Genomic DNA, 26,080 nt, shown 5'->3' with positions numbered 1-26,080 from the left:
GACCACATTGCCGGGGCTCGGGTGAACCACAGGCAGGTGCATGCTGGCGCTTTTTCGGACGTTCCGACCGCGCGCTCGCACTCGGAGAGGGCCGGGTAGACTTGACCGAGTGACTAGCCCTACTCCCTCAGCTTCGCAGGCCCGCTCGCACACGATTCAGCAGGCGGTGCGCGGACTCTTCCACCTCATCGCGATCGTCGCGATCACGGTGTGGGGCTTCATGAGCTGGGAGATGCCGTTCCCCGGCATCTTCACGGGCCTCGGACTGCTCGCGCTGAGCCTGCTGCTCTGGGCGCTCTTCCTCTCGCCCAAGCCTGTGCTCGCGACCGACCGCTTCGGACGTGCGCTCATCGAGCTGCTGCTGCTCGCGGCTGGCGTCGGCGCCCTGCTCGGGCTCGGCGTCAACTGGATCGTCGCGGTGGTCTTCGGCATCGCTGGCGCGACCCTCGGCTTCGTCACCTCGATCCGCACCAAGTAGCGCGGGCGGCCGCCTCTCCCGCCGACCTTCACTCCCAGGGAGCGCCTTGGGAGGCTCACCTCCGCTTTCTCCTCCCCATCACCTCCACTCACAGGATCTGGGATCTGCGTTCCGCATGCAGCCGAATGAGCCGGCGGAGCAGACCTTGAGCAGATCACATACGGTGCGGCCGAGGTGCGACCGAGGTGCGGCCGAGGTGCGACCGAGGTCGCGCCAGTGCCCCGGAATACTCGCCTCAACACGGCTGTTGTATCGGGCATGACCACATCACAGCACAGCGAGGGCACAGCGGTACGCAAGGTTGCCCTGGGGCTCGACACGTTCGGCGACATTACCCAGCAGCCTGACGGCAGCCGCACCCACCCCGCGCAGGTGCTCCGCGACGTTGTCGAGCAGGCGAAGCTCGCAGACTCCCTCGGCGTCGACGCGATCACGCTCGGGGAGCATCACCGCGACGACTTCGCGATCTCCTCCCCAGAGATCGTGCTCGGCGCGATCGCGGGCGCGACCGAGCGAATCCTGCTGGGCACGGGCGTCACAGTGCTCTCGAGCGACGACCCCGTCCGCGTCTACGAACGATTTGCAACGCTCGACGGCGTGAGCGGTGGCCGCGCCGAGGTGATCCTCGGGCGCGGATCCTTCACTGAATCGTTCCCGCTCTTCGGCTACGACCTCAACGATTACGACACCCTCTTTGCCGAGAAGCTCGACCTGTTCGCGAAGCTTCGGAGCGAGGGGCCAGTCACCTGGGCGGGGAAGCACCGCACCCCACTGGTGAATCAGGAGGTGCACCCGAAGACCGAGCACCCCGGTGGTGTACCCGCTTGGATCGGCGTCGGCGGCAGCCCGCAGTCTGTCGTGCGCACGGTCCAGGTTGGCATCCCGATGATGCTCGCGATCATCGGCGGCGACCCGGCCCGGTTCCTCCCGTTCGCGGATCTCTACCGCAGCGCCCAGCAGGAGCTCGAGCGCGACCCGATGCCGCTCGGCGTGCACTCGCCCGGCCACGTCGCCGCGACCGACGAGCTCGCGCGTGAGGAGCTGTGGGAGCACTTTGCGGCGAACCGCAACCGGATTGGCCGCGAGCGCGGCTGGCCCGAGGCGTCCCGAGCCGAGTTCGACGCCGAGGTCGAGTCCGGATCGCTCTACGTCGGCTCACCCGAGACCGTCGCGCGGAAGATCGCGAACACCGTGCGCACGCTCGACGCCGACCGTTTTGACCTGAAGTACGCGAACGGCACGATGCCGCACGAGCAGCTCATGACGAGTATCGAGCTCTACGGGCGAGACGTCATTCCGCGCGTGCGGGAGCTCCTCGGCGAGTAGCGCGGACGCCTCGACGCACGGCGAAGCCGTGGCCTCCCCGGGCTCGCGGGCGGGGAGGCCACGGCGGCTGTTGCAAGAGCCTCCGCGCGACACGACATCGAGGGAGGCACGGTCTACTGTTTGTTCGCGAAGAACCTGTCGACGAGCTCGAGCGTCGTGCCGTCAGAGAGCGCTCCCTCACAGAGTTCGGGCTCACTGACGAGAATGTCGCCGACGTTCACGGCCGCGGCGGCCTGTGCGATCCGCTTCGTGATGCGCAGCGAGCGGAAGTCCTTCTCGCGGAGTTCGTTCACCTGAGCCAGCGCCGCGTCCATGAGTTCACCCCGCGGGGCGACCGCGCTCACGAGGCCGTGTCGCAGGGCGTCGCTCGCGGGCATGTCACGCGCAAACATCACAAACTCCTTTGCGGCGCTCGCCCCCATCACCGATACGAGTCTCGGGGTCGCGCCGTAGGTAAGGAACATTCCGAGGTTCGTCTCGGGGAGGTTCAGCACCGCATCGTCGGCCATGAGCCGGAAGTCGGCGGTCATGGCGATCGCAATCCCGGCACCGTACGCCGACCCCTGAATCACGGCAAACGCGATCTGCTCGAGGCCCTCGAGCTTGTGCATCATCTCCTGGGCCAGGCGTTGCAGCGCCCGCATCGCCGCCCGGGTCTGCGACTCGTCGGCCAGCGGCTCGCGCATCTCGCGCAGATCCTGCCCGGCAGCGAACACCGGGCCCTCGCCGGTGAGGATCAGGAACCGCACCGCCTCATTACCGTCGAGCCAGTCAGCCAGCGCGATGAGCTCCCGAAGCATCTGCCGGCTCACCGCGTTCGCTCGGCTCGGCCGCGACAGCGTCGCCGTCAGCAGGTCAGCGTCAAGCTCGAGCCGGATGGTCTCAAACACGGGCAGGTCGGTCATGAATCAGCACTCCCTTTCACGCGGCCACTCTGCCGCGAAGACACCCGGCCAGGCTACGTGAGCGAACGACACCCGTCAACAATTACGCAACAATCGAAGCCCATACTGCACCCCTGCAAGCGTCCCCTCGGCCGGGCCCACTCACGCGTCCCGCGTGCGCCAGAGTAGCCACACGAAGTACGGCGCTCCCAGGAGCGCGACCATGAGCCCGGCCGGGAGCTGCGCTGGCGCAATCACCGTGCGACCGACGGCGTCGGCAAACCCAACGAGCACGGCGCCGAGCACCGCAGCCGTCGGCAGGAACCGGGCCGTCCGTGCCCCGACGAGCGCCCGTGCCGCGTGCGGGGCGAGAAGCCCGACGAAGCCGACGACGCCAACCGCCGTGACGCTGGCCGCAGCGAGCACTGCGGCGAGCGCGAGCAGGCCGAGGCGGGTGCGCTCGAGCCGCACACCGAGCGCGCGCGGCGTGTCTTCGTCGAGCGCAATGAGGTCGACCTCGCGGCGTGCGGCGAGCACGAGCGGCAGCGCGACCGCGAGCACAATGAGCACGGGCAGCACCTGCCCGAAGCTGCGCCCGTACGTGGTGCCGGAAAGCCAGGTGTAGATCGCCGGGGTATTCCACGGGTCCGCACGCAGCAGGAAGAACGTCGTGAGCGCGGTCGCGCCGGCCGAGACTCCGATGCCGATGAGCACCAGCCTGTCGGCGCTCAGACCCCCGCGCCAGCTCAGGCCGTAGACGAGGGCGAACGCGAGGAGGGATCCCACGGTCGCCGCCAGCGTGATCCCGACCGTGCCCGCGAGCCCGCCCGTCACGACGAGCACCGCGCCGAGGCCGGCGCCGCCCGTGATGCCCAGCAGTCCAGGATCGGCGAGCGGGTTGCGGCTGATCGATTGCGTGATGCCGCCAGCGAGCGCGAGCGCAGCGCCCGCGAGGACCGCCGCGAGCACGCGCGGCGCCCGCTCGTCGAGGGCGAGCGCAATCTGCGGCGGCGCGGCGCCCTGCAGCCACAGCGCAACGTCGCCCGTGCGCAGCAGCGTGTTGCCTGCGAGCGCGCCGATGACCACGACCGCGACGAGCGCCGCGGTGAGCACGGCGAGCGTGATCCAGAACCTGCGTGCGCTCCGCGCGGCCGCCCGCACGCGAGCGGCCTGCGTCGAACCGCCGCGGAGGCCCCGCGCGAGGACGACGAGCACGATCGCTCCGGCGAGCGTCGTCGCGACTCCGGTCGGCACCGAGACCGCCTCTGCCGCACCGAGCACGGCGCGCAGCACAGCGTCGGCGCCGAGCACGAGCACCGCGCCGATGAGCCCGGCCGCGGGCAGCCTGAACGCGTGCCGCTCGAGCGCTGGCACCCAGCGGGCGAGGAGGCGCGCCAGCACCGGCGCGCACAGACCGACGAAGCCGATCGGGCCGGCGAGTGTCACCGCGGTCGCCGAGAGCGCGACGGCGAGCAGGATCCCGGAGACCCGCGTCGACCCGAGCGGAACGCCGAGGCTCTTCGCGAGGTCGTCACCAAGGCTGAACACGTCGAGGCGGTGCGACAGCAGGAGGGCCGCCGCGACGGCGACCGCGATGAGCGGCAGAGCCCGGAGCGCCGCGTCGAGGTTCAGTTGCGCCAGGCTCCCGCTCCCCCACGCGAGCAGCCCCTTCGTCTCCTCTTGGAAGAGGATCAGGAGCGCGGAGGTGAGCGCCTGAAAGGCGAGGGCGAGCGCGGAGCCAGCGAGGACGAGCCGCGTGCTCGAGGTGCCCGCGCCACCCGCGAGGCCGAGCACGATGCCGGCGGCGGCCAGCCCCCCGGCGAACGCAAGGAGCCCGGAGGCCCACAGTGGCACGGCGATCCCGAACGCGGCGACCGCGGTGACCGCGAGGTACGACCCCGCCGTGACACCCAGGGTGTCGGGCGACGCGAGCGGGTTGCGGGCCAGCGTCTGCATGAGCACGCCGGCGACGCCGAGCGCGACCCCGACCGCAACGCCGGCCGCGAGGCGCGGGAGCCGAGACCCCCACAGCACGTTGCGGGCGTCGTCGGTGCCGCCGCCGGTGAGCACCTGCAGCAGCTCGCCAGCGCCGACGCCCGACGTCCCCTGCGAGAGGTGCCAGGCCGCGACAAGCGCGAGCACGACCGCCGTGAGCGCGATCGCGGCGCCGCCCCCGAGCGCACGGGAGCGGCCACCTGCGACCGCGACGACGGGCTCGGGGGCGGTGCGGATCACTCGCCCGCGCCGGGCTCAGCGAGCACAGACACGTACGCGTCGATGATCTGCTGCGCTGAGCGTGGGCCGCCGAAGGTCCAGATGCCCGTCGGGAACGCGTAGAGGCGGCCGTCGGCGACGGCGGGCAGCGCGGCCCAGACCGGGTTCGTCTCAAGCGCAGTCGCGAACTCGTCCTCGGACTTCTCCTCGGTCGCAGTGTGCAGCAGCGTCGCATCGCCGACGGCGTTCATGCCCTCGATGTCGGTCTGGCCGAGCCCGTAGGCGGGGTCGACCTCGCCGGTCCACGCGTTCGTGAGCCCGAGTTCCTCGCCGATCTCGCCGATGAGCGATCCCTGACCGAACGGGCGCAGCGAGACGTTGCCGCCGTCGATCCAGCCGTCGAAGTAGACAAAGTCGGTCGTCTTCAGGCCGGCGTCGGCGAGGCTCCCCTTCGCGTCGGCGAGGTGCGCGTCGAACTCGTCGAGGACCTCTGCGGCGCGCGCCTCGCGGCCGGTCGCGTCGGCGATGAGCGAGAACGTGTCCTTCATGTTCCCGATCGGATCCGCGGCGTCGGCGCCCTTGGTTGCGAGCACCGGAACGCCGTACTTTTCGAGCTTGCCGATGATCTCGTCGTCGGCGGTGTAGGCCTCGACGATCACGAGATCGGGGTTCGTGCCGAACAGCGCGTCGAGGTTTGGTTCCTGCCTGGAGCCGACGTCGGTCGCGCCCTCGGGGAGTTCGACCGCGGTGTCCCACGTGGTGAAGCCCTCCGCGTCGGCGACTGCGACGGGCGCGACGCACAGAGTGATCACGTCTTCGATCTGCTGCCACTCGAGCACGGCGACGCGCTTCGCGGGCGCGTCAAGGCTCACGGTGCGGCCAAACGAGTCCGTGAGTTCGACGGCGCCAGTGCTCGTCGCGGTCGAATCGTTCTCGCAACCGGCGATCGCCGAGGCTGGGGCGGTCTCCGCTTCGCCCGTCGGAGCGGCGGTCGTGCCGCACCCCGAAAGCGCGAGCGCGAGTGCGGCGGCGGGTGCGGCGATCGCCGCGAGGCGGGACGCGCGTCGGCGGGTGGTCGAGGGGGTGGTGCTCATGCGGTGCAGACTTCCGGTTCAAGGCGGCGCGGGCGCTGCCGGTGGCGTGCGCGCGGGAACACCCGAACGCGTTTCGTTTCCTCGTCGACTGTCGTGTCGATGGGAAGTCCGTACACCGCGGAGAGGTGCTCGCCGGTGAGCACGTCTTCGGGGGCGCCGGCGGCGAGCACGGTCCCGCCGGCCAGCAGCACGACCTCGTCCGCGACGCCCGCGGCCTGGTCGAGGTCATGGAGCACGACGCCGACGGCCGTGCCCCGGGCGGCGAGGTCGCAGATGAGATCGAGAGTGTCCATCTGGTGCTTGAGGTCGAGGTGGTTCGTCGGCTCATCCAGGAGCAACACCCCGGTGTCCTGCGCGAGCGCGGTGCCGAGCCAGACGCGCTGCAGTTCGCCGCCGGAGAGCTGATCGGCGGAGCGGTCGGCCATCTGGGTGAGCCCGGTGAGCTCGAGGGCGGTGTCGACGGCGGCGCGATCCTGATCGCGGAGGCCCGCGAACCGCCCGCGATGCGGGTGGCGACCGTAAGTGACGATGTCGCGCACCGAGAGCCCGGACGGGTGGGGGCGCGACTGGGAGAGCATCGCGACCTCGCGAGCGAACTCTTTCGCGCTCAGCGCGCTCGCCCGCCGGGGCTCGGCGTCCGACGCGGCGAGCGTCACATCGCCGGAGTTCGTGTCGTGCAGCCGCGCGATCGCGCGCAATAGCGTGGACTTGCCGCTGCCGTTCGGGCCGACGAGGGCCGTCACCCTGCCGGGTCGAAGCGTCAGGTTCGCGCAGTGCACGACCTCGGTACCGCGGTAGCCGAGGCACAGATCTGTGCCGCAAAGAATTGATGCTTTCACAGTTGAGTAAGCCTAGCCTAAGTATGATCTGATGAATAGAGTGGGTGGGGATTCGCGTCGTTCTTTCAGGTCACGCCAGGCGCGCAACACCGATCCCCGCCCCCGTCAGGAGCCAGATCGGACCGACCGACCCACCACCCACCGCACCCCACCAGCAGCTCACCCGCCACCATCAAGGAGCCCACCCGCATGACCGATCGCCAGCCCTACGACGCCTTCCTCACCAGGGTGCTGCGAATCACGCAGCTCACCCCGCATTTCACGCGGATCACGTTCGGCGGCGACGACCTCCAGCACTTCGGTATCGACGGGCTCGACCAACGCATCAAGCTGCTGCTCCCCCGCGCCGACGGCACGTTCCCGGAGCTCGGGCTCTTCGACGGCCCGAGCCCCGCGATGCTCGATTGGTACCGCCGGTGGCGGGAGTTGCCGGACGAGGAGCGCAACCCGATCCGCACCTACACGATCCGCGCGGTTCGCCCCGAGCTCGCGGAGATCGACGTCGACTTCGTGCTGCACGGCACCGAGGGTCCCGCGTCGGCGTGGGCGCAGGCCGCCGCTCCCGGCGACGAGCTCATCATCGTCGGCCCCGACTCGCGGGCGGCCTCACCCGCGGGCGGGATCGAATGGAACCCGGGCCCGGCCAGGCGCGTGCTCCTCGCAGGCGACGAGACCGCGGCTCCGGCGATCTGCGCGATCCTCGAATCGCTCCCCGACGACTTCTCGGGCGAGGCGTTCATCGAGGTGCCCGAGGCCGGCGACCGACTCAACATCTCACACCCGAGCGGAGTCACCGTGACCTGGCTGGGCCGTGACGGCGCCCCGCACGGCACCTTCCTCGAACCGGCCATCGCCGAGTGGGGGGCCAGGCGGCTCGCCGGGGCTGTCGCGCAGACCGACGCGCTCGAGGACGCTGAGGCGGCCGACCCAGACGAGGTGCTGTGGGACGTCCCCGAGCACGTCGTCGGCGAGGACTACGCCTGGCTCGCTGGCGAGGCGGGCGTCGTCACCCGCATGCGCCGCCATCTCGTGCGCGACCTCGGAATCGACCGCAAGGCCGTCGCGTTCATGGGCTACTGGCGGATCGGTCGGGCGGAGGGCTAGCCGCTCACCGGCGGCGGGTCGGGCCGCTGGACGCAGCGCCACCGGCCCCGGCCAGGCCGCCCTCGTAGGCGGCGTGGGCTTGTCCAGTGGCCTAGGTTTCGGCTGAGACCGCACGCGACCTCCGAAACCGCACTCCCTGTCGCAGGGCCACGTGCGGTCTCGGAGGATCGATGCGGGTTCGGCCGGAGCCTAGCGTCGGGGTGCACGGAGCCGGCCGGTCAAGTGGCCGGGACTAGCCGCGGGGCGTGAGGATCGACTTCGGCACGTGGTGGGTCGTGATCGACCCGGCCGCGAGCGGAGATCCTGCCGGAACCTCGGCCGACCCCGCGGGTCCACCGAGCGCCGAGTTCACCATCGCGCTCATCACGGTGAACGCGTCGCCGCGGCTGAAGCCGTGCTGGGTCGTGAGGAACCGGAAGGCGCGCTGGTAGCCGTTCGCGAGCGACTCCTGGATCGTGTCGCCGAGCCCAACGAAGATGACCTCGGTTGCGGTCTCGATCGCGGGGCCGGAGACCGAGAACTCCTTCGTCAGGGCGACCGTTGCGGTGATGGTGCCTGCAGCCTCGATGGCGACGTCGGACGCTTCACCCTCGGCCATCACCGCGTGGATGTCGCCGAGGCCGAGGTACGCCCCTGCGACCCGCACCGGGAGGTAGAGCCGGCTGCCGATGCCTGCATACGTCAGGTCGAGGTTTCCGCCCTCCGAATAGACCGGAGCCATCGACGAGTTTCGGCCCGTCGCGGGCGCGGTCCCGAAGCAGCCGACCATCGGGCGGGCGGGCACCGAGATGGTTTCCGTGAGGTGCACTATCCCATCCGAGATCGGCACCTGGCGCATGTACGGCTCGTCGCCCATGACGCCGGCGAGGGCGCCCGCGCCGTGGAAGTAGCCGGACCACCCGAGGTCGCCGAGCTCAATGTCGACAATTTCAACGATGAGGGTGTCGCCTGGCTCCGCGCCGTTCACGTAGACCGGGCCAGTGATCGGGTTCAAGAGCGAGGTCAGGTCGTCGCTGCTGCCCTTCGCGGCCGTCTCGGCGTACGAGTAGTCGGAGGTCTCGAACTGGATGTGCTCCCCGGTGCCGGGATCGATCCGCAGGGCCGGCTCGTCCTCCGCTGAGAATCCCGAATGCGCCTGATCCTTGCCGATGAAATAGCTCACCCGAAGCTCCTTTGTGTACGTTTCGACCGCGGGCGGAAACGGGCCGCCGTGTCGCAGTGCTCACTCAACTATAGTGAGCGCGCGCGGCCCGAATTGACCGCTTGGGCCGCCCGCCTGGGACCGCTGCTATCGTCCGCGCTCGCCCATGCGGGCCGCGAGCGCCGGCGGGGCGACGCGGGCCGCCGCGACGAGCAGTTTGTACTTCGCGGACGGGATCGAGATGGCTTTTCCGCGCTCGAGATCCCGTAGCGAGTCCGCCACCACGCGGGGCGCGCTCAGCCACATCCAGCCGGGGATGCCTTCCTCGCCTGGCGGGAGGCCGAGTCGCTCGTGGAAGTTCGTGTGCGTGTAGCCGGGGCACACGGCCGTCACCGTGACGCCGCGCGATCGGTAGCGTCCATTCGCCCACCGCGAGAACGTGACGAGCCACTGCTTCACCGCCGAATAGGTGCTCCGCGGAATGAACGCAGCAACCGAGGCGACGTTCAGGATCCGGCCGCTCCCACGCGCGAGCATGCCCTGCAGCGCCGCGTGCATGAGCCGCATCGGCACCTCGTTGTGGAGCCGGAGGTGGCGGGCCTCTGCCTCAACGTCGTTCGTCTCGAATTCGAGGGGCAACCCGAACCCCGCATTGTTGACGAGGGTGCCGACGGGGTTGCTCCGGGCTTCGAGCCGGGCGACGACCCTGCCGAGCCCGTCGGCGTCGAGCAGATCGACCGCGAGCACCTCGACGTCGACGCCGTATTTCGCCCGCAGGTCGGCGGCGAGCGCCTCGAGCGCCTCGCCATCTCGCGCGACGAGCACGAGATGCTCGCCTCGGGCGGCGAGCTGGGTCGCGTACTCTGCCCCGAGCCCGGAGCTCGCGCCGGTAATGAGGGCGGTACGCCTGCCGACGCTGGCTCCTTCGACGCCGTCCGGTCGGGTGGTCTGCTCGGTGCGGTGCGCGCGCTCGCGCTCGCTGTGGCCCGTGGGCGTGATGGGCCCGTCCGTCGTCGCTGACATGCCCCGATGGTAGCCCGGAAGCTGGCGCGGCGGGTCCATCCCCTTCGCGCCATTTTTTCTTGCAGGCCCCAAATAGCTGGGGAAATTGGGCCGGTTTGAAAAGTTTGGCGGGGGCAGGAGGCTGCAGATCCTCGTCGACGCGATTACCGGCGGGTACTACGTCGTTGGGGCCTAACCCCACAACGACTAAGGGCCGGTGGAAGGCGTAAACCTTCCACCGGCCCTCGGCCGCGCACCGCCATCGGCGGGCTGTCGGATTAACCCAGGCGCGCCTGCAGATTCTCGTCGATCGACGCGAGGAACTCCTCGGTCGTCTGGTAACCCTGCTCGGGGCCGACGAGGAGCGCGAGATCCTTGGTCATCTTGCCCGACTCAACGGTCTTGATGACGACGTCCTCGAGCGTGTGCGAGAAGTCGATGAGCTCCTGGTTGTTGTCGAGCTTGCCACGGTGCGCGAGCCCACGGGTCCAGGCAAAGATCGACGCGATCGGGTTCGTCGAGGTCGGCTTGCCCTGCTGGTGCTGGCGGTAGTGACGGGTGACGGTGCCGTGAGCCGCTTCCGCCTCAACGACCTTCCCGTCCGGCGTCGCGAGCACGGAAGTCATAAGGCCGAGCGAGCCGAAGCCCTGCGCGACGGTGTCCGACTGCACGTCGCCGTCGTAGTTCTTGCACGCCCAGACGTAGCCGCCCTCCCACTTCATGGCCGACGCGACCATGTCGTCGATGAGGCGGTGCTCGTAGGTGAGGCCCGCGGCCTCGAACTGCTCCTTGAACTCGGTGTCGAAGATCTCCTGGAAGATGTCCTTGAAGCGGCCGTCGTACGCCTTCAGGATGGTGTTCTTCGTCGAGAGGTAGACCGGGTAGTTGCGCGAGAGGCCGTAGTTCAGCGAGGCGCGCGCGAAGTCGATGATCGACGCGTCGAGGTTGTACTGCACCTGCGCGATGCCGTCGCCCGGCGCCTGGTAGACCTCGAACTTCTGGGGCTCGCCGCCGTCGGTGGGGGCGAACTCGACGGTGAGGGTGCCCTCGCCGGCGAAGCGGAAGTCGGTCGCGCGGTACTGGTCGCCGAACGCGTGGCGGCCGATGATGATCGGCTTGTTCCAGCCCGGCACGAGGCGGGGAATGTTCGAGATGATGATCGGCTCACGGAAGATGACGCCGCCGAGGATGTTGCGGATGGTGCCGTTCGGGCTCTTCCACATCTTCTTCAGGCCGAACTCTTCAACGCGCGCCTCGTCGGGCGTGATCGTTGCGCACTTCACGCCGACGCCGTGCTTCTGGATGGCGTGCGCGGCGTCGATCGTCACCTGATCGTCGGTGGCGTCCCGGTGCTCCATGCCGAGGTCGTAGTACTCGAGCGTGACGTCGAGGTACGGGTGGATCAGCCGATCCTTGATGAACTGCCAGATGATTCGCGTCATCTCGTCGCCGTCGAGCTCAACGACGGTGCCTTCAACCTTGATCTTCGCCAACGTAACTCCCTGTTTCAACGATCAAATTTCCGCGTTCCAGTCTAGCCGATGCCGCCTAGATTTATCTCGACGTCAAGATACTGGGGCGATCGAACTCCGAGATCGCTGTGCGAGAGGGGTGAACCTAGGCGCCGGCCGGGTCGGCGTTGTCGCCTCCGCCAGCATCTCCGCCGCCGGTATCGCCTCCACCGGCGCCCGGATCTGGCGTTTCGGTGACGGGCGGCGAAGTCACGGGCGGGCTGGGCTGGCCGCCCGTGCCTGGCTGCGGCTGCGGGTTACTCGTGCCGGGCTCGGCGGGGGTCTCGGGCTCGGGCATCGCCGGGTCTTCCGGCTGCGTCGCCTCAGCCTGGGCGGCTTCCGTTGCAGCCTCCTCGACGGCCTTCCGCTCGGCCTCATAGGAGCCGATAACCTTCTGGAGCTTTGGCATGATGTAGCGCAGCTGCACGACCGGTCCGCCAGGAATCCGCATGGTGCCCTCGGGCGCCTGCGCCCCGTCAGGGAGCCCGGTCACCTTGCCATCAGCGTCGAGCACGAAGAAGGCAGCCTGCGCACGCGCCTGCAGCTCGGTCGCATCCGCGAGCAGCTGCTTCGTTTCCTCAAGCTTTTCGACTTCAGGGTCGATCCCCGCAGCCTCAGCCTCAGCGTCGCGGGCAGCGAGTTCGTCGGTGATCTGCTTCGCCACGCGTTGCGCCTCAGCAGTTGCGAGTTCCTGGATCTCAGTCAGCGCGCCTTTCAGCGCCGCGTTGTCACTCGAGACCTCGTCGACGGTCGCCGCGTACTGCTCGGCGAGCTTCTGGTTCTCGGCGTGCAGCCGTTTCGTCTGCTGGACGCGCTCGAGCGTCACTGTCCCGGACGTATCGACGCGTTCGACGCCCTCGGGGGTGATGTCCGCGTAGAACGCGAGCAGCTCGGAGTCGACGTCGAACCAGTTCTGTGGGTCAGGCTCCTCGGCTTCGCGGGCCTTGAGGGCCTTCTTCGCGGCCCCCGAGTGCTCCTTCGGCACTGCGTCGACGGCGATGGCGGCGGTAAGCGCAGCCGACGCCTCCGTCATCGAGCGTTTGAACTCGGGGCTCAGGGGGCCGCTCTCACCCTTAACTAACGCGGTAAGCTTCGCGGGAAGTCCGTGCACCTCGGCGGACCGCAGCTCAAGCAGCAGCTCCTCGGAGCCCGCCTGCATTTCGAGCTGCGTGAGATTCTCCGCCTCCGCGTTCACCTGCTCGGCGAGCTCGTGGAAGTTCGCTGCCTCCCGCGCATAGAGCACCTGTGGCGCGGCGATCCCGCCGGTAGTGAGCAGCACCGCCACGACAGCGAGGGAGGTCGTGAGCGCCTTCGACGTCATCCGGCGGCGGCGGGCGACAACCCGCGGCGATTCGGCGATTTCGCCATCACTTGCATGAGCGCGCATGCTGCGTCGAAGCGCCAGTTCCCTCACCTCCAGATGAGAATATGAATTAGCTTTCCCCCGAGCGCCAGTGCGTAGGCAAAGAGAAAAGCAACTTTACTATACCGACATGCCCTCGATATGATTATGAATCATCTATTACCGGACGATGACGGTTGCAGGCTGGGGGCCTCCCGTAATTCAGCGGGGGGAGTTAATCGTTGAGCGCGACCGCGAGCACCCGTTTCCGCTCAACGGTGCCCTCATGGGAGCTCCGATATTCACGCAAGCTCGTGTGGACTGACGCCGCGGTAGTCACCGTCGCAGTTGCAACTGGCGCGGTAGTTGCATCGCACATGTTCCACCGCAACCCCGTCGGCGCCCCCTTCACAGGAGAGGCCTATGCACTCGGCAGCGCTGCGATCACCCTCGCCTACTGGCTGGTCTGGATCCTTGCCCTCGGGGTGCACGATTCTCGTAGACCCGCCGTCTTCGGCACTGGGCCAGAGGAGTACAACAGCGTACTCACCGCGAGCCTCTCGACGCTCGGGCTTCTCACGCTCTGCTTATACCTCGTCGACTTCGCACCGCAGCGCTCCTTTCTCCTCGTCGCCGGCGGTTCAGGTATCGTGCTTCTACTCCTCGGCCGCTGGGCCTGGCGCAAGCGGCTCCACCAGCAGCGCAGGCGCAAGCGGAACTCCTACCGCACCCTGCTCGTCGGAGAGCGACGCAAGTCGAGCGACGTCGCACGGCTGCTCCGGTCGAACACCCTCGCTGGCTTCGATATCGTCGGCGTTGTCACGACCGACGCGGAGGCGTCCGACCTGCTCCCCGGGGTGACCGTCGTCGATACCTACAAGAATTTGCTCGGCACGATCGAGCGGTTCCAGACCGACACGCTCATCGTCACAAGTGCCGACGCGCTCACGCCGCGCCGGCTCAAGCGGCTCGGCTGGGAGCTCGAACCGATGGGCGTACGACTCATCGTCGCGACAGCGCTTATGGACGTCGCGGGTCCGCGCATCCACACCCGCCCCGTCGCCGGCCTGCCCCTCATTCACGTCGAATCACCGCAGTTCCAGGGCTGGCGCTACCTCGCGAAGCGTGCACTCGATATCGCCGGAGCGATCATCGGGATCATCATCACGAGCCCGATCCTCATTCTCATCCTGATACTCATCCGCGTCGACAGCCCCGGGCCAGTGTTGTTTCCGCAACAGCGCCTCGGCCTGCGCGGCAGGCCATTCACAATGTACAAGTTCCGCTCCATGCATATCGATGCCGAGCATCAGCTCGTCGGACTCCTTGACCAGAGTGACGGTAACGGCGTGCTTTTCAAGATGCGCGACGACCCGCGGGTGACGAAGTTCGGCAAGTTCATCAGGCGCCACAGCCTCGACGAGCTGCCCCAGCTATTCAACGTGCTGAGGGGCGACATGTCGCTCGTTGGCCCGCGCCCGCCGCTGCCGCAGGAGGCCGATGGATATGAGGAATGGATGCACCGGCGCATGTTCGTGCGCCCCGGCGTGAGCGGGCTCTGGCAGGTGAGCGGCCGTTCAAACCTCGATTGGGACGAGAGCGTGCGTCTCGACCTCTACTACGTTGAGAACTGGTCGCTGGTCGGTGACCTGCTCATCCTCTGGCGGACGATCCGGGCGGTCGCGAAGGGCGATGGTGCGTACTGATGACACAGCGACTTCTCTCCCCACTCGGCGGCTTCGGCGGCACCGCTCCAGGCGCCAACGTCGACGCCCCGCGCCTGCTGCTCGCCGCCTCAACCGGCGGCCACCTCACGCAGCTCAGTACCTTCGCTCGGGCCGCCGGCGTCGGCGCTGAGGCTACGTGGGTCACGTTCGACTCACCGCAGAGCCGCAGCATGCTCGCGGGCGAGCGTGTCATCTGGGTCGACTACATCGCGCCCCGCGACGTCGCCGGCACGCTGCGGGCCCGCCGCGTGCTCGCAGACTCGCTCGATCCGGCGTCCTTTGACGGCGTCGTCTCAACGGGGGCCGCACTCGCCGCGTCGGCGTTCCTCTGGGCAAAGGCCCACGGGATCCCTCGCCGCTACATCGAGAGCGTCTCGCGCACGAATGGGCCCTCGCTCACCGGGCGGCTCGTGCGGGGCCTGCGGCTCGCGGAGACCTACACGCAGCACGCGGCGTGGGCGTCGAAGGCCTGGCCGCAGACGGACTCGGTGATGCGCGGGTTCACGCGGGAGCCCGCGATCGAGGCGCCGCACGAGGATCGGCCGCTCCGCATCCTCGTCACGCTCGGCACGATCCGCCCCTACCGGTTCGACAGGCTCGTCGACAGGGTCCTCGAGATCACCGGCGAGAACGACACCATCACGTGGCAGCTCGGCGAGACGGCCCGCACGGGCCTCCCCGGGGATACGCACGCGCTCATGGACACCGCCGACCTCCTCGCCGAGGCGCGCGCCGCCGACGTCGTGATCACGCACTCGGGCGTCGGCACGATCTTGCAACTGCTCGGCGAGGGCATCTCCCCCGTCGTCGTGCCGCGCCGCAAGCAGCACGGGGAACACGTCGACGACCACCAGCTGCAGATCTGGCAGCTACTCAGGGACTCAAGGGTCGGGGACCCGCACGCGGTCGAGGAGCTCTCGCGCGAGCACCTGCTCGCCGCCGCGGCGCACCGCACGCAGCTCGCGGGGGCAATCGGGTGACCGGCGTCTTCATCAGTTGGACGAGGCAGAACGGCCGCACCGCCGACCTCGCTCCGGCGCTCGGCCTCGAGCCGCGTTACATCTATCTGCCCTCGCGGCTCGGGCTACTCGGCAGGTACGTCAGGCAGGTGCGGGCGACCCGCAGGATCCTGCGCGAAGAGCGGCCCCCGAGCGCCGCGCTCATGCTGCCGCCCGCGCCCGCGCTGCTCGCGCTTGTCGGCGGGAGGAGGCACCCCGAGCGCCTCGTCTTCGATCTCCACACGGGCTTCTTCCTCGACCCGAAGTGGGCGTGGGCGCTACGCCCATCGCTGTGGTTCATGCGCAGGATCGGCGGCACCGCGATCGTCACCGGATCGCACCTGCGGCAGGTGTGCGAGCGGGCCGGGGTGCCCGCGATCGTGCTGCACGACGTGATTAAGGGGCCCGCGGTTGTTGCGGCGGCGGCTGGGGCTTCTGCCGTTGCGGCGGTTGCGCACCCCGGCGCCTATGTGCTGTGCCCGCTGAGCTACGCGAATGACGAGCCGGTGGCCGCGATCCTCACCGCGGCGGCGCTCACGCCCGAGACAGAGTGGAAGCTGACGGGCAAGGCGCCCGCGCACGTCGTTTCTGCCGCTCCCCCGAACGTCACGTTCACCGGATTCGTGAGCGAGGCGGAGTACGCCGCGCTCGTTCGGGGCGCACTCGGCGTCGTCGCGCTCACAACCCGCGCGCACACGATGCAGCGGGCCGGGTACGAGGCGTTTGGCGCCGGCGTCCCGCAACTCACGAGCGACTTCCCCGAGCTGCGCGGCTTCTACGGCGACAGCGCGCTTTACACGGCGCCCGAGGCCGATCAGATCGCGGCCGGTGTGCGCGAGCTCGCAGCGCGGCGGGAGGATCTCGTCGCCGCGATGGGCGCGGTGCGGGCGGGCCGCGCGCGGGAGCAGCTGGCGGGACTTCAGGCGGTGCGGAAGGCGCTTGGGGCGGCCGGGCCGGTCGGGGCCGATGTGTTCGGCGCCGCTGCCGAGGTCGCGGCGCCCGGTGCCGCGACGTTGCCGGACGGAGGCGCATCATGAGCGGCCCCACGACGCCGCTGAGGATCTCGGTGATCGGCTGCGGCTACCTCGGCACCGTGCACGCGGTAGCGATGGCCGCGCTCGGGCACGACGTCGTCGGCATCGACGTTTCTGGCGAGCGCATCGCGCAGCTCGCTTCAGGCGAGGCACCCTTCTTTGAACCGAGCCTGCCCGAGCGGCTCGCCGCGGGTCTCGCGTCAGGCCGGCTGCGGTTCTCGACGGACATCGGGGCGGCGGCCACTGCTGACCTGCACTTCGTGTGCGTTGGCACGCCCCAGTCCGTGGGCAGCGATGCGGCAGACCTTCGCGCGCTGTTCAGCGCGACCGAGGCACTCATCCCCCATCTCAAGCCTGGGTCGGTCGTTGCCGGCAAATCGACGGTTCCCGTCGGCACGGCAGCGCGGCTCTCGGGCCTCGTTGAGGGCGCGGGCGCGACGCTCGTGTGGAACCCCGAGTTTCTTCGTGAGGGGCGCGCGATCGCCGACAGCCTCTCGCCCGACCGCATCGTCATCGGGGTGTCTGCAGCTGAGGGGAGCGGGCGGCCCGCATCCGCTGAGTCTTCTGGCACCCTCGACATACTCCGTCAGGCATACGCCACGATGCTCGAGCTCGGAACGCCCCTCGTCGTGACTGATCTCCCAACCGCAGAGCTCGTCAAGGGTGCCGCGAACGCGTACCTTGCCACCCGCATCTCGTTCATGAACGCGATGGCCGATGTCGCCGAGCGGGCCGGCGCCGACGTTGTTGGTCTCGCCGAGGCGCTCGGTCACGACGAGCGGATCGGCCCGCACTACCTTCGCGCCGGCATCGGCTTCGGGGGTGGCTGCCTGCCGAAGGACATCCGTGCGTTCGCGGCCCGCGCGACCGAGCTCGGCGCTGCTGCCCCGGCGGCGCTGCTCGCCCAGGTCGACGAGATCAACCTCGGGCAGCGCGCGCGCATTGTTGAGGCTGTCGCTGAGCACTTCGGCGGCAGCGTCGTAGGCCGCCGCGTCACCGTGCTCGGCGCCGCGTTCAAGCCAGAGTCTGACGACATTCGTGACTCACCCGCGATCGATATCGCCCGCGAGCTGCACAGACTTGGTTCAATATTGACCCTGACCGACCCGGCAGCGCTGCCGAACGTGGCCGGCCGGTATCCTGAGCTGGGCCTTGAGGCGAGCCTCGACGACGCGCTCCGCGACGCGGACTGCCTCATCCTCGCTACCGAGTGGGCCGAGTACCGACAGCTCGACCCCGCCCGCGCGGCAACGCTCGTCGCGAGTCGCACAGTGTTTGACGGGCGCAACTGCCTTGACCGGGAAGCATGGTCAGCCGCCGGATGGAAGTACCGTGGAATTGGGAGACGCTGAATGACGCTTGACGACACCCAGCCCGTGCGCGTGGTGCAGGGCGGTGAGCGGCGCGCTGCTTCGCGCCCGAAGCTCTCGCCGCTCGACGACGCGCGCTATCGGGCACCGGGCGACAGCCGCTGGCTGCTCGACACATTCCGCTACCCGCATCTACTGGCGATGCTGCTCAAAAAGGGCACCTCCACGCGCTACTACGGCTCGGTGATGGGCTGGGGCTGGTCGTACGTGAAGCCCGCGATGCAGTTCTTCATGTACTTCTTCATCATGGGCGTCGTGCTCGGCCTCACGCGCGGCCTCGAGCTTTTCCCGCTGTACCTGCTCTCCGGAATCGTGCTCATCAACTTCTACTCCGAGGCGACGAGGGCAGCGACAAACTCGATTACGGGCAACGCGGCGCTCATCAAGAAGATCTACCTGCCGCGCGAGCTCTTCCCGGTTTCCTCTGTCGGCTCGGCGTTCATCCACTTCCTCCCGCAGCTCGTCGTGCTGCTGGCTGTCAGCATGATGTACGGCAATTTCGCGTTCTCCTGGCTTGCGATCGTCAAGGTCATCGTTGCCCTTGCGATCCTGCTCGCCTTCACGCTCGGCCTCGGGCTGCTGTTCGGCGCCCTGAACGTCGCGTACCGCGACGCGAAGAACATCATCGACGTGTTTCTCATGTTCGCCGTGTGGATGTCGCCCGTGATCTACTCGCACGAGATGCTGCGCAACGTCGTTCCCGCGTGGGTTTATCAGGTCTACATGGTGAACCCCGTGACTGTTGCGGTCGAGCTCTTCCACGAGGTGTTCTGGGCGCCAATTGTCTCCGAGCCGCAGATCCCTGACTTCGCGCTCACCAACACGATCGGTGGCGTGGGCATCGCCCTCGGCACGCTGCTGCTCGGCCAGGTCGTGTTCCGCAAACTGGAGGGTGATTTTGCCCAGAATCTCTGACGACCAAGACCCGATGATCGTCTTCGAGGACGTCTCGAAGCGGTTCAAGTTGCGTCACGCGCGCTCGCTCAAACGAACGGTGATGGACGCTGTGCAGAGCCGCACGATCGCCGAGGAGTTCACCGCCGTCAATGGGCTGAGCTTCGAGGTGCGGCCGGGCGAAGCCGTCGCGCTCATGGGCAAGAACGGCTCAGGCAAGTCGACGACGCTGAAGCTGCTGTCGGGCGTACTCCGCCCGAGCGACGGGTGGATCCGTGTGCGGGGGCGCATCGCGGGCCTGCTCGAGGTCGGGGCTGGCTTCCACCCCGAGCTCACCGGGCGCGAGAACATCTACATGAACGCATCGATCCTGGGCATGACGAAGAAGGAGACCGACGAGCGCTTCGACCAGATCGTCGAGTTCTCGGAGCTCGCCGGTTTCATCGATACCGAGGTGAAGCGTTACTCCTCGGGCATGTACGCACGGCTGGGCTTCTCTGTCGCCATTCACACGGAGCTCGACGTGCTGCTCGTGGACGAGGTACTCTCGGTAGGCGACGCGGAGTTCCGCGCCAAGTGCGACTTGAAACTCAAGGAGCTCAAGGCGCAGGGCAAGACGATGTTCATCGTGAGTCACAGCGCCGGTCAGCTCAAGCAGCTCTGTGACCGAGGCATTGTGCTCGAGCGTGGCCGCATGATCCACGACGGCTCGCTCGACGAGGCACTCAAACTCATCGCCCCTAAGAAGAAGTAACCGGTCGTGGCCGAGACTTTGCTTGCACGACTGCGCCGGGGGCACCTCGTCTCGCGGGGCTGGGGCCGTGCTGTTCGCGAGGTTCGCTCGCTCATTACGACGGCCACGCTCTCCACGACTCGGCCGCGCCCCCGTCACGCGGCGATCGTCACGCTGAACGCTGACGAAGAGAACGCGACGGCGCAGGCAGTGTTCCTCGGCGACAGTGGGGAGTTCGACCGCATCGTACTCGTTACCCCGTCGCCTGAGATCTCGCGTATTGCCGTTGGCATGGCAGCACGGCGGCTTGAACTCGAGGTGCCGCCGCAGCTGGAATACCGTGAGCTCAGCTACCGGGCGCTGCTCGGCGAGTACCGCCGCAGCCGCGAAACGTACTCCACGCACGTGCTGCTGCCCGGGCGCGACTTCTCAAGGAAGCGGCGCCACGTCCATCTCACGCACGGCAGCGGCCCCAAACCAGACACAACTTTTCGCGCACCGACAAACGTGCTCGCCTCGATCACGCCGCAGTGGGTCGAACAGCAGCTCAAGGAGTACAAGCTGCCGCCCGACACCGAGGTCATCGAGTACATGCCGCGCCTCGAGATCATGCGGCGGTCCGTGGGCGACACGTCGATACTTGAGAAGCTTGGGCTCGACCCGACGAAGCCTCTCGTGGTTTGGGCCCCGACGTATCGGGTGACTCGGCGCGGGCGCGAGGTGCGGGTGAGCGGGGTGCCTCTCGGCATCATACACTCAACAGTTTCAGCGAAGTTATTCGAGTTGATGTCGACCACTGGAGCGGCACTCGTCGTGAAAGTTCATCCGCAAGATGCCGATTCCTATTCCAGCTTTGGCCCCCAAGTCTTCGATAGCTCGTCATTACGTACACTGGAAATAACTTCGTACGAACTCTTCGGCGTGGCCGCCCAAGTCGTCACCGATTACTCAAGCATCTACCTCGAACGCGAGCACGTTGGACTTGAGTACCTGCTCTTTCGGCCCGACTATGCTGCGTTCGAAGGCAGCTATCGCGGCTTACGGGGTTGAGAGCCGCCGCTCGACCTCTCGATAGACCTTCAGCGCACTTTGCGTCAAGCCCAAACTCTTGAAGACCGTGTAGCTAGAGGCAGGTTTCCCCAGAGATCACACCAGACGAGCGCCACCCAAGAGAGCTCCGTTAGCACAGAGCTTCAAGCAGCTACCACAGGCGGGAGTACAACCAGCTGGCAGCTTTGTTCATAGTCAAGGGCTGCCAACAAGCGCTCTCGAAAAACTGAATAATAGAACTTTTCGTAGTGAATTGGCCCTGTGCCAAACGGGTAGTCGCTCGAAGCGAAAAGGCTTGGGCGCATCGCATCGATTAGATCGCAGCCAAACACCGAAACGGCGATACTGTCTAACTCTGCCCAGACGCGATTTAGGATCTCAGGGTTCTTTGAGCCCACGAATCTACCGGCACCACTCAAACCACGGTACTGGCCAACGCCCTTTGCGCTCACCCAGATTACTCGAGTCTTCGGGGAACGGCGGGCTAGGAAGCTACGCAGCAATTCGCAAGCCTGGCGGAAAGCTGCGGAATACTCGAGAGGATCATCGAGCATGTGGATAGAGTGATTCGCCCGGATCGAGGAATAATACTCGCTCTTGCGAAGCATTAGTAAGTGGTTCGTCACCCAGCTAGCACCACACCGAATAACACCATGTCTAGCATCCGCCCGAGCATCAATCAACAGTATGTCAGGTTTGCCCTGCGCGATCTCTTCCAGGTATTCCTTTGTGAAATCACGCCGCGTGCACTCTGCTGAGTGTGCATGGAGGTCGTAAAACTGATGTTCTGAAGTGGCTACAGCTGGGGACATCAAGCTAACGAGGGACATCTGAAAGTGTGTTCCATGAACAGAGTAAAAATCACGCCACCCCGGAGCGAGGTCCGATCTAAAATTGTCACGAATTAGACAAGAACCTATAACCCCGATTGAGGGCTTACCAGCTTGGCCGGAGTAGGTGCCCTCGACCTTCAATACCGGCGTCAGCACAACCGTCTGCAGATCATCACCAATTCGCGCGGTCACAAGCAACTGATATTCGCCAGTGGCCAGTGTCGGCAGCTCGATCCCCTCGTAGGCAGGGGTGGCATAGTAGCCCTTGCTCTGGTTGCGCCAGGGCTCCCCGCTCCTAGTTGAGACGTCCTCGCGGCTGCCAATGGCAAGCGGAATTGTCGCTGAGATGTTTAAGTTCGGACCTGTCGCGGAAACTGGAGCCACGGACAATGTGAATTCGATCGATTCGTACGAGGAAATCTCTCTTCCGCGGGGAGCGAAATACCCTTCAAGGTAGAGGATGCCGCCCTCCAGTGAGATTTCGGCTAGCTCATGGTATGCATCGGAGGCCGGGCGGCCCACCGCTGATAAAACTAAAATCTCCCACTTCCCGCCGACTGCTCGCGTGCAATAGTGACGCGTCCCTTCAAGGACCCATTCTTCGTGGTCGGGAACGGCAAGAGTGTCGACGCGAGCCTCAAAGCCTCCTTGCTCGGCTTTCACCAAGACTTGATACCGACCAACTGGTAGCGAGAAAAGCGGTATCCCAAATCTGCCGCTAGACGTGATACCACCGAATGAATAGTCCACTTCGTGATCGTGACTTGGCATCAAACCATTTAAGGCCTCGTTCGGAAAGCCCCCGAGCGCAGTCTCCACTTGCGTTTCAATGGAGTGAAAAACTATAGATGTTTTTATCTGCCCATAGCCAGTGACAGCCACGCCTTCAAAGACGGCGTAACCTTCAAAGTCCAGAACCCCACCGACTAGCGAAACCCGATCAATGCGCGTCAGAAGCATCCGAGACGACGGCGTTTTCATGATCTTTTCTCCAGATTGCGCAGAGGAGCACTCCCACACCAAAGCGCATCTAACGAGGCCATTCGCGACACGGCGAACTAGACTCAGGGTTCCCCTGCAAATATTTAGCTATGTATTTTGCATTAACTTTCTATCTCTAGTCTAGCTAAGGACACGCCCCGGCTTCTATGCCACACGCTCGCTCGGAGACATCAGACCCACCAGTTGCATTCCATTGCCTTTCAGGTTCTGGACTATGCAGGATCGGCAGATATCAATTCCGTATTTGTCACGCCCGCTCGACCGTCGGCGTCAGCACGTAGAGCCCAGAGATCGCGGGCTGGATCTGCCCACGGCTATAGCACTACCCAGCTCCAGCCAGCTCGATGAGGGCCTAGCCTTCTACCTGTGCAGCGGCGTCCAGCGCTTTCGAGCCACTACCTCCGGAATCAATCTCATACAGACCGCGCGATTCAATTTCAAGCGAAGGGTGGCTCGTATTGATTAGTCGAACTGGCGACACTGCCAAAGCTTCACGAATCGCAGCGACCGTTCGAGAACAGTTCATCCCATCCCTCCAGGGCGTACTCGCAAGTGCTCGTTCAGTTCCAGCTTTCATTAACGAGGTATCCCCGCGGTAGAAGCTAGCCAACGCATGCTCGGCCTCAAGCAGCCCTACCGCAACGGGGCCAAACCCGTCCCTCTCGTAGTCAAAGTATCCGGGGTCGTAAACATGATTTCCATTGAAGAACTGGTCCCGATCGAACTGAAAGTACAGAGTCGGAGTGCCGAGCACTGCGAGGTCAAACACAAGAGAGGAATAGTCGGTTAGCCCGAGAACTGTGTTGGCAAGCAGCTCCTGCACATCCTCTTCATAACTTGCTACTCGAATCCCGAGTTGTTCATACTCAGCGATCGAACTTATGAAGGGCGCCACGTCGGGGTGAGGCAGGAAGACAACCTCAAACTCGTCGCTCTCAAGATAAAGCCGAACGGCTTCGGAGCGAAGAAGTTGGTCCCAGTGCTGCCAGTAGCTGGTCTCCCCCAATGCCCCAGTTCCCTCTCGAAGCGGAATAATTACCTCTCGACGCCAAGTCGGCGCAATAAGCAGAATCGTCTTATCGGGCCGACCATTCCCCAAGCGCATCAGCCTGTCGTGCCTCGGGAACCCGGTGAGTACTACTTCCCGCCCCGTCAGGTCGTACCCCGTATCATCGCCCACAATTGACTCGTATTCAGCTGTTGAGCTCGTGACCATAAGATCAATGAATTTCCCGTTGAGCCACCGAGACAGGTCGTCTTTGGTAACTCCGTGCTGTAGGAACACGAATCTCCAGCGGCGTTCCCTGTAGTATTTTGACCCCCACTGACTAATAACAGTGTGATCGGCGTGGGAACTAGCGATCAGGTCCGTATTTTCCAGGAGTACCCTGTGTTCATCACTTCGGGGAGCTACAAGACGAAATCCTTCATTTTTCAGCCTCTCCCAATCAGACGATTGTGGGCTCAAAACAAACCAAAGCTCGACATCCTCGCAATGCTGCATAGCGTATCGGTAGAGGTGCTCGGCGTTGTCGTTGGCGCCTGTCTCCCGGTCCATCAGCAGCCAACGGTGGCGATAGGCATCACCTCGCGGATTTGAGCCCAACCCACGGGTCACTTTCGCTGTCGCAGTTCGCACAAACCCGGCCCGCCGAACACCTCCACCCCCATACTCAGTGTGGTCCAGCGTCTCAGATACCCGGAACAAACGTTTTGCAATTTGAATCAATGGTCTCGGCAAACGCATTCGAGTCTCTTTGGGCACTCGATTCCGTAGCCGCAGGTAGAAGGCTTCGCTCCCAGACTTCAAGTTTTTGTCGTTCCCCAATTGCTTTTCCATGCCTTGCTTCCCCGATAGCTGTATCTAGTTTGTTGGCCCGTGTTTGGCGAGCTTCCGTTATGGATAACGCAGGGAGACCTTTCTGTCCGACAGCAAATTTGGACCGACGTCATGATTTCCTTCGACCACCGATGGCCGTTCCCACTTTGGGACGAAGTAGCTCCAGCTCACCCACTCGTGCATCACCGGGAGGGGTTCTTGGAGTTCGCCTCTGACAAATGTGACTCGATCACCGTTGATCCGAGCCGAGATTTCCCTCGCAGCCGGCAGCCAAACAATGCGTTCCATATAGACCATCTCATCAAAGAAACACACTGCTCTTCTTTTTCCAAATGTGGGCTCGATGAGTTCCCCTCCCCAGGTGAACTCCTCTCCAGGCTCCTGCCCAACAGGGTACGAGTATCTCGCGCGCAAAAGGCTTCGGGATGGGTCCAACCTATCGATGAGCACCGTGGAGGGAACGTCCAGCTCTCCCTTCAGCGCAAGGAAGAAACTCCTGATGTTGGATGGCAAGTACTGTGCGCGGGCGAATTCGATCTGCTCGACAGAAATATCCGTCAATACCTGTCGGAGGAGTTCTAAGAACTTCTTTCTGACAGTTGGAGATTGGGTCCTGGCCGGTCCATCCATGCCTATATCGAGCTTTGCAGTCCAGTACAAGTCATAGACAATCATTGCCTGCAGCCAAGCAGGAACCCTTCCCAATCCTGCTTTGGAAATCTCGATAAGAGGCAAGTAGGCGCGCTCAGGCACGTCCAAGTATCTCGCCGTTGACCGCTCGGCCGAAGGAACAAGCGAGGAGGCGTCGCCCCGTCTCCGGTAGAGATACTGCGCCCGATGAAGCACTCGAACAGAAGGAGACGAAAAGAGAAGAAGATACTCTCCAATAAACTTAGCGTCTTCAAATACCATGAGTTCAACGTCGAACCTCAGCCCGCTGGCACGTATGGGCTCCATCCGGAAAACGGCAGTAGAGGATGAAAGCTGGAAAAAGTGTGGTGCGTGTTCCAGACGAACGGTCCGAGTTCCATCACGGAACTTGTACCTGAGTGGGTGGTCGTTCTTCAGTTCCCTGGACCCCTCGAGGAAACGAATGATGTTTGTGACCAAGAGCTCTGGCGATTGACGAGCACTTTCCACCTCATCGAGAATCTCCGACAGATAACAATCCGACAGAACGTCGTCCCCGTCTACAAATGTGACCCAAGGAGTTTCGCAAACATCCAAACCAGCGTTCCGCGCCGCTCCCGGGCCAGAGTTCTCTTGTTCAAGGATGGTTACTGGGAACTTAGTTCGCTGTTCCCAGGATCTGGCAATTGAGATCGTCCGGTCCGTCGATCCGTCATCCACCAGCACAATTGGAATGTACCCTGCACGGATGTCAGCTTGACGATCAAGGCTCTCCAGAAGGTCCTCGAGATAGCGTTCAACATTAAACATGGTGATCACTACGGTGAGACATCTATTGCCAGCCGCCTGAAGTAGAGCCGTCGGCAAGCCAGCCATGCTGTCGAATCTATGCATATGCTTTAGGCTAGCACTTAGCGCGAGCGGGCTCCTGGGGCCAGATGAAACGCCGGAAAGCGGAGCCACCTTCCTGACGTATGGCTTCAAGATGCCATTCACATTCACCGGCAATTGAAGGCGGAACAGCCACTGGCAAG

General features: G+C 65.4%; 21 protein-coding genes. 10 read left to right on the top strand and 11 right to left on the bottom strand.

What is annotated here, in order from left to right; genetic code table 11:
* The first annotated feature begins 109 nt into the window (after window positions 1-109).
* Complete coding sequence (locus BJ960_RS16935) at window positions 110-478, top strand: DUF2568 domain-containing protein (protein ID WP_185985952.1); 369 nt, start codon at window positions 110-112, stop codon at window positions 476-478.
* 258 nt (window positions 479-736) lie between these two features.
* Window positions 737-1,804: an LLM class flavin-dependent oxidoreductase gene (locus BJ960_RS01350; RefSeq protein ID WP_185985951.1), complete on the top strand. Its 1,068-nt coding sequence runs from the start codon at window positions 737-739 to the stop codon at window positions 1,802-1,804.
* A gap of 113 nt (window positions 1,805-1,917) precedes the next feature.
* Here BJ960_RS01350 and BJ960_RS01345 read toward each other — a convergent pair whose 3' ends face one another.
* From BJ960_RS01345 to BJ960_RS01330, 4 genes are all read right to left on the bottom strand, one after another.
* A complete protein-coding gene (locus BJ960_RS01345) occupies window positions 1,918-2,709 on the bottom strand; it encodes an enoyl-CoA hydratase/isomerase family protein (RefSeq protein WP_185985950.1) in 792 nt (263 codons plus the stop codon).
* 141 nt (window positions 2,710-2,850) lie between these two features.
* Window positions 2,851-4,920, bottom strand: coding sequence for an iron ABC transporter permease (locus BJ960_RS01340; protein ID WP_372430609.1), 2,070 nt, complete (start codon window positions 4,918-4,920; stop codon window positions 2,851-2,853).
* Window positions 4,920-5,996 (bottom strand): iron-siderophore ABC transporter substrate-binding protein, encoded by a 1,077-nt coding sequence (locus BJ960_RS01335; protein WP_185985948.1) that lies wholly within the window; start codon window positions 5,994-5,996, stop codon window positions 4,920-4,922. The genes BJ960_RS01340 and BJ960_RS01335 overlap by 1 nt, the downstream gene beginning before the upstream one ends.
* Entirely contained in the window at window positions 5,993-6,835 is an 843-nt protein-coding gene (locus BJ960_RS01330; RefSeq protein ID WP_185985947.1) for an ABC transporter ATP-binding protein, read from the bottom strand. Before BJ960_RS01330 ends, BJ960_RS01335 begins: the two co-directional genes overlap by 4 nt.
* Window positions 6,836-7,024: 189 nt before the next feature.
* On the opposite strand from BJ960_RS01330, the gene BJ960_RS01325 reads away from it, so the two are divergent.
* Window positions 7,025-7,939 carry a siderophore-interacting protein gene (locus BJ960_RS01325; RefSeq protein ID WP_185985946.1) on the top strand — a complete coding sequence of 305 codons (915 nt, stop codon included), beginning with the start codon at window positions 7,025-7,027 and terminating at the stop codon, window positions 7,937-7,939.
* A 232-nt stretch (window positions 7,940-8,171) separates the two neighbouring features.
* Here the strand turns inward: BJ960_RS01325 and BJ960_RS01320 are convergent, their stop codons facing one another.
* From BJ960_RS01320 to BJ960_RS01305, 4 genes are all read right to left on the bottom strand, one after another.
* Window positions 8,172-9,101 carry an acetamidase/formamidase family protein gene (locus BJ960_RS01320; RefSeq protein WP_185985945.1) on the bottom strand — a complete coding sequence of 310 codons (930 nt, stop codon included), beginning with the start codon at window positions 9,099-9,101 and terminating at the stop codon, window positions 8,172-8,174.
* A 126-nt stretch (window positions 9,102-9,227) separates the two neighbouring features.
* Complete coding sequence (locus BJ960_RS01315) at window positions 9,228-10,103, bottom strand: SDR family NAD(P)-dependent oxidoreductase (protein ID WP_185985944.1); 876 nt, start codon at window positions 10,101-10,103, stop codon at window positions 9,228-9,230.
* Between the two features lie 257 nt (window positions 10,104-10,360).
* Window positions 10,361-11,575, bottom strand: a complete 1,215-nt coding sequence (locus BJ960_RS01310) for an NADP-dependent isocitrate dehydrogenase (RefSeq protein ID WP_121074059.1) — start codon at window positions 11,573-11,575, stop codon at window positions 10,361-10,363.
* A gap of 124 nt (window positions 11,576-11,699) precedes the next feature.
* Window positions 11,700-12,980 carry a hypothetical protein gene (locus BJ960_RS01305; protein WP_185985943.1) on the bottom strand — a complete coding sequence of 427 codons (1,281 nt, stop codon included), beginning with the start codon at window positions 12,978-12,980 and terminating at the stop codon, window positions 11,700-11,702.
* Between the two features lie 332 nt (window positions 12,981-13,312).
* Between BJ960_RS01305 and BJ960_RS01300 the strand changes: the two genes are divergently transcribed.
* Genes BJ960_RS01300 through BJ960_RS17105 form a run of 7 tightly spaced genes read left to right on the top strand, consistent with a single transcriptional unit; the run spans window position 13,313 to window position 20,741 of the window.
* Window positions 13,313-14,641, top strand: a complete 1,329-nt coding sequence (locus BJ960_RS01300; RefSeq protein ID WP_185985942.1) for a sugar transferase — start codon at window positions 13,313-13,315, stop codon at window positions 14,639-14,641.
* Window positions 14,641-15,642, top strand: a complete 1,002-nt coding sequence (locus tag BJ960_RS01295; protein WP_185985941.1) for a glycosyltransferase — start codon at window positions 14,641-14,643, stop codon at window positions 15,640-15,642. Before BJ960_RS01300 ends, BJ960_RS01295 begins: the two co-directional genes overlap by 1 nt.
* Window positions 15,639-16,697, top strand: coding sequence for a glycosyltransferase family protein (locus BJ960_RS01290; protein WP_185985940.1), 1,059 nt, complete (start codon window positions 15,639-15,641; stop codon window positions 16,695-16,697). The genes BJ960_RS01295 and BJ960_RS01290 overlap by 4 nt, the downstream gene beginning before the upstream one ends.
* Window positions 16,694-18,046, top strand: a complete 1,353-nt coding sequence (locus BJ960_RS01285) for a UDP-glucose dehydrogenase family protein (RefSeq protein ID WP_237463729.1) — start codon at window positions 16,694-16,696, stop codon at window positions 18,044-18,046. The genes BJ960_RS01290 and BJ960_RS01285 overlap by 4 nt, the downstream gene beginning before the upstream one ends.
* Complete coding sequence (locus BJ960_RS01280) at window positions 18,047-18,979, top strand: ABC transporter permease (protein ID WP_185985939.1); 933 nt, start codon at window positions 18,047-18,049, stop codon at window positions 18,977-18,979.
* A 13-nt stretch (window positions 18,980-18,992) separates the two neighbouring features.
* Window positions 18,993-19,712 carry an ABC transporter ATP-binding protein gene (locus BJ960_RS01275; protein WP_185985938.1) on the top strand — a complete coding sequence of 240 codons (720 nt, stop codon included), beginning with the start codon at window positions 18,993-18,995 and terminating at the stop codon, window positions 19,710-19,712.
* 6 nt (window positions 19,713-19,718) lie between these two features.
* Window positions 19,719-20,741, top strand: coding sequence for a CDP-glycerol glycerophosphotransferase family protein (locus BJ960_RS17105; RefSeq protein ID WP_185985937.1), 1,023 nt, complete (start codon window positions 19,719-19,721; stop codon window positions 20,739-20,741).
* A gap of 143 nt (window positions 20,742-20,884) precedes the next feature.
* Here BJ960_RS17105 and BJ960_RS01265 read toward each other — a convergent pair whose 3' ends face one another.
* From BJ960_RS01265 to BJ960_RS01255, 3 genes are all read right to left on the bottom strand, one after another.
* On the bottom strand, window positions 20,885-22,555 hold the full coding sequence (locus BJ960_RS01265; RefSeq protein ID WP_185985936.1) for a DUF6270 domain-containing protein: 1,671 nt from the start codon (window positions 22,553-22,555) through the stop codon (window positions 20,885-20,887).
* Between the two features lie 373 nt (window positions 22,556-22,928).
* Complete coding sequence (locus BJ960_RS01260; RefSeq protein ID WP_185985935.1) at window positions 22,929-24,134, bottom strand: CDP-glycerol glycerophosphotransferase family protein; 1,206 nt, start codon at window positions 24,132-24,134, stop codon at window positions 22,929-22,931.
* Between the two features lie 339 nt (window positions 24,135-24,473).
* Window positions 24,474-25,940 (bottom strand): glycosyltransferase family 2 protein, encoded by a 1,467-nt coding sequence (locus tag BJ960_RS01255; protein ID WP_185985934.1) that lies wholly within the window; start codon window positions 25,938-25,940, stop codon window positions 24,474-24,476.
* Window positions 25,941-26,080: the final 140 nt, after the last annotated feature.

The organism is Leucobacter aridicollis (genome assembly GCF_013409595.1).
GTDB lineage: Bacteria > Actinomycetota > Actinomycetes > Actinomycetales > Microbacteriaceae > Leucobacter > Leucobacter aridicollis.
This window is presented reverse-complemented; position numbering and strand designations above follow the sequence as displayed.

Coding starts and splice junctions, on each gene's coding strand:
- BJ960_RS01350 (WP_185985951.1), top strand. CDS start 737: ATGACCACATCACAGCACAGCGAGGGCACAGCGGTACGCAAGGTTGCC.
- BJ960_RS01345 (WP_185985950.1), bottom strand. CDS start 2,709: ATGACCGACCTGCCCGTGTTTGAGACCATCCGGCTCGAGCTTGACGCT.
- BJ960_RS01335 (WP_185985948.1), bottom strand. CDS start 5,996: ATGAGCACCACCCCCTCGACCACCCGCCGACGCGCGTCCCGCCTCGCG.
- BJ960_RS01325 (WP_185985946.1), top strand. CDS start 7,025: ATGACCGATCGCCAGCCCTACGACGCCTTCCTCACCAGGGTGCTGCGA.
- BJ960_RS01315 (WP_185985944.1), bottom strand. CDS start 10,103: ATGTCAGCGACGACGGACGGGCCCATCACGCCCACGGGCCACAGCGAG.
- BJ960_RS01305 (WP_185985943.1), bottom strand. CDS start 12,980: ATGCGCGCTCATGCAAGTGATGGCGAAATCGCCGAATCGCCGCGGGTT.
- BJ960_RS01300 (WP_185985942.1), top strand. CDS start 13,313: ATGTTCCACCGCAACCCCGTCGGCGCCCCCTTCACAGGAGAGGCCTAT.
- BJ960_RS01295 (WP_185985941.1), top strand. CDS start 14,641: ATGACACAGCGACTTCTCTCCCCACTCGGCGGCTTCGGCGGCACCGCT.
- BJ960_RS01285 (WP_237463729.1), top strand. CDS start 16,694: ATGAGCGGCCCCACGACGCCGCTGAGGATCTCGGTGATCGGCTGCGGC.
- BJ960_RS01280 (WP_185985939.1), top strand. CDS start 18,047: ATGACGCTTGACGACACCCAGCCCGTGCGCGTGGTGCAGGGCGGTGAG.
- BJ960_RS01275 (WP_185985938.1), top strand. CDS start 18,993: ATGATCGTCTTCGAGGACGTCTCGAAGCGGTTCAAGTTGCGTCACGCG.
- BJ960_RS01265 (WP_185985936.1), bottom strand. CDS start 22,555: ATGAAAACGCCGTCGTCTCGGATGCTTCTGACGCGCATTGATCGGGTT.
- BJ960_RS01260 (WP_185985935.1), bottom strand. CDS start 24,134: ATGGACCGGGAGACAGGCGCCAACGACAACGCCGAGCACCTCTACCGA.
- BJ960_RS01255 (WP_185985934.1), bottom strand. CDS start 25,940: ATGCATAGATTCGACAGCATGGCTGGCTTGCCGACGGCTCTACTTCAG.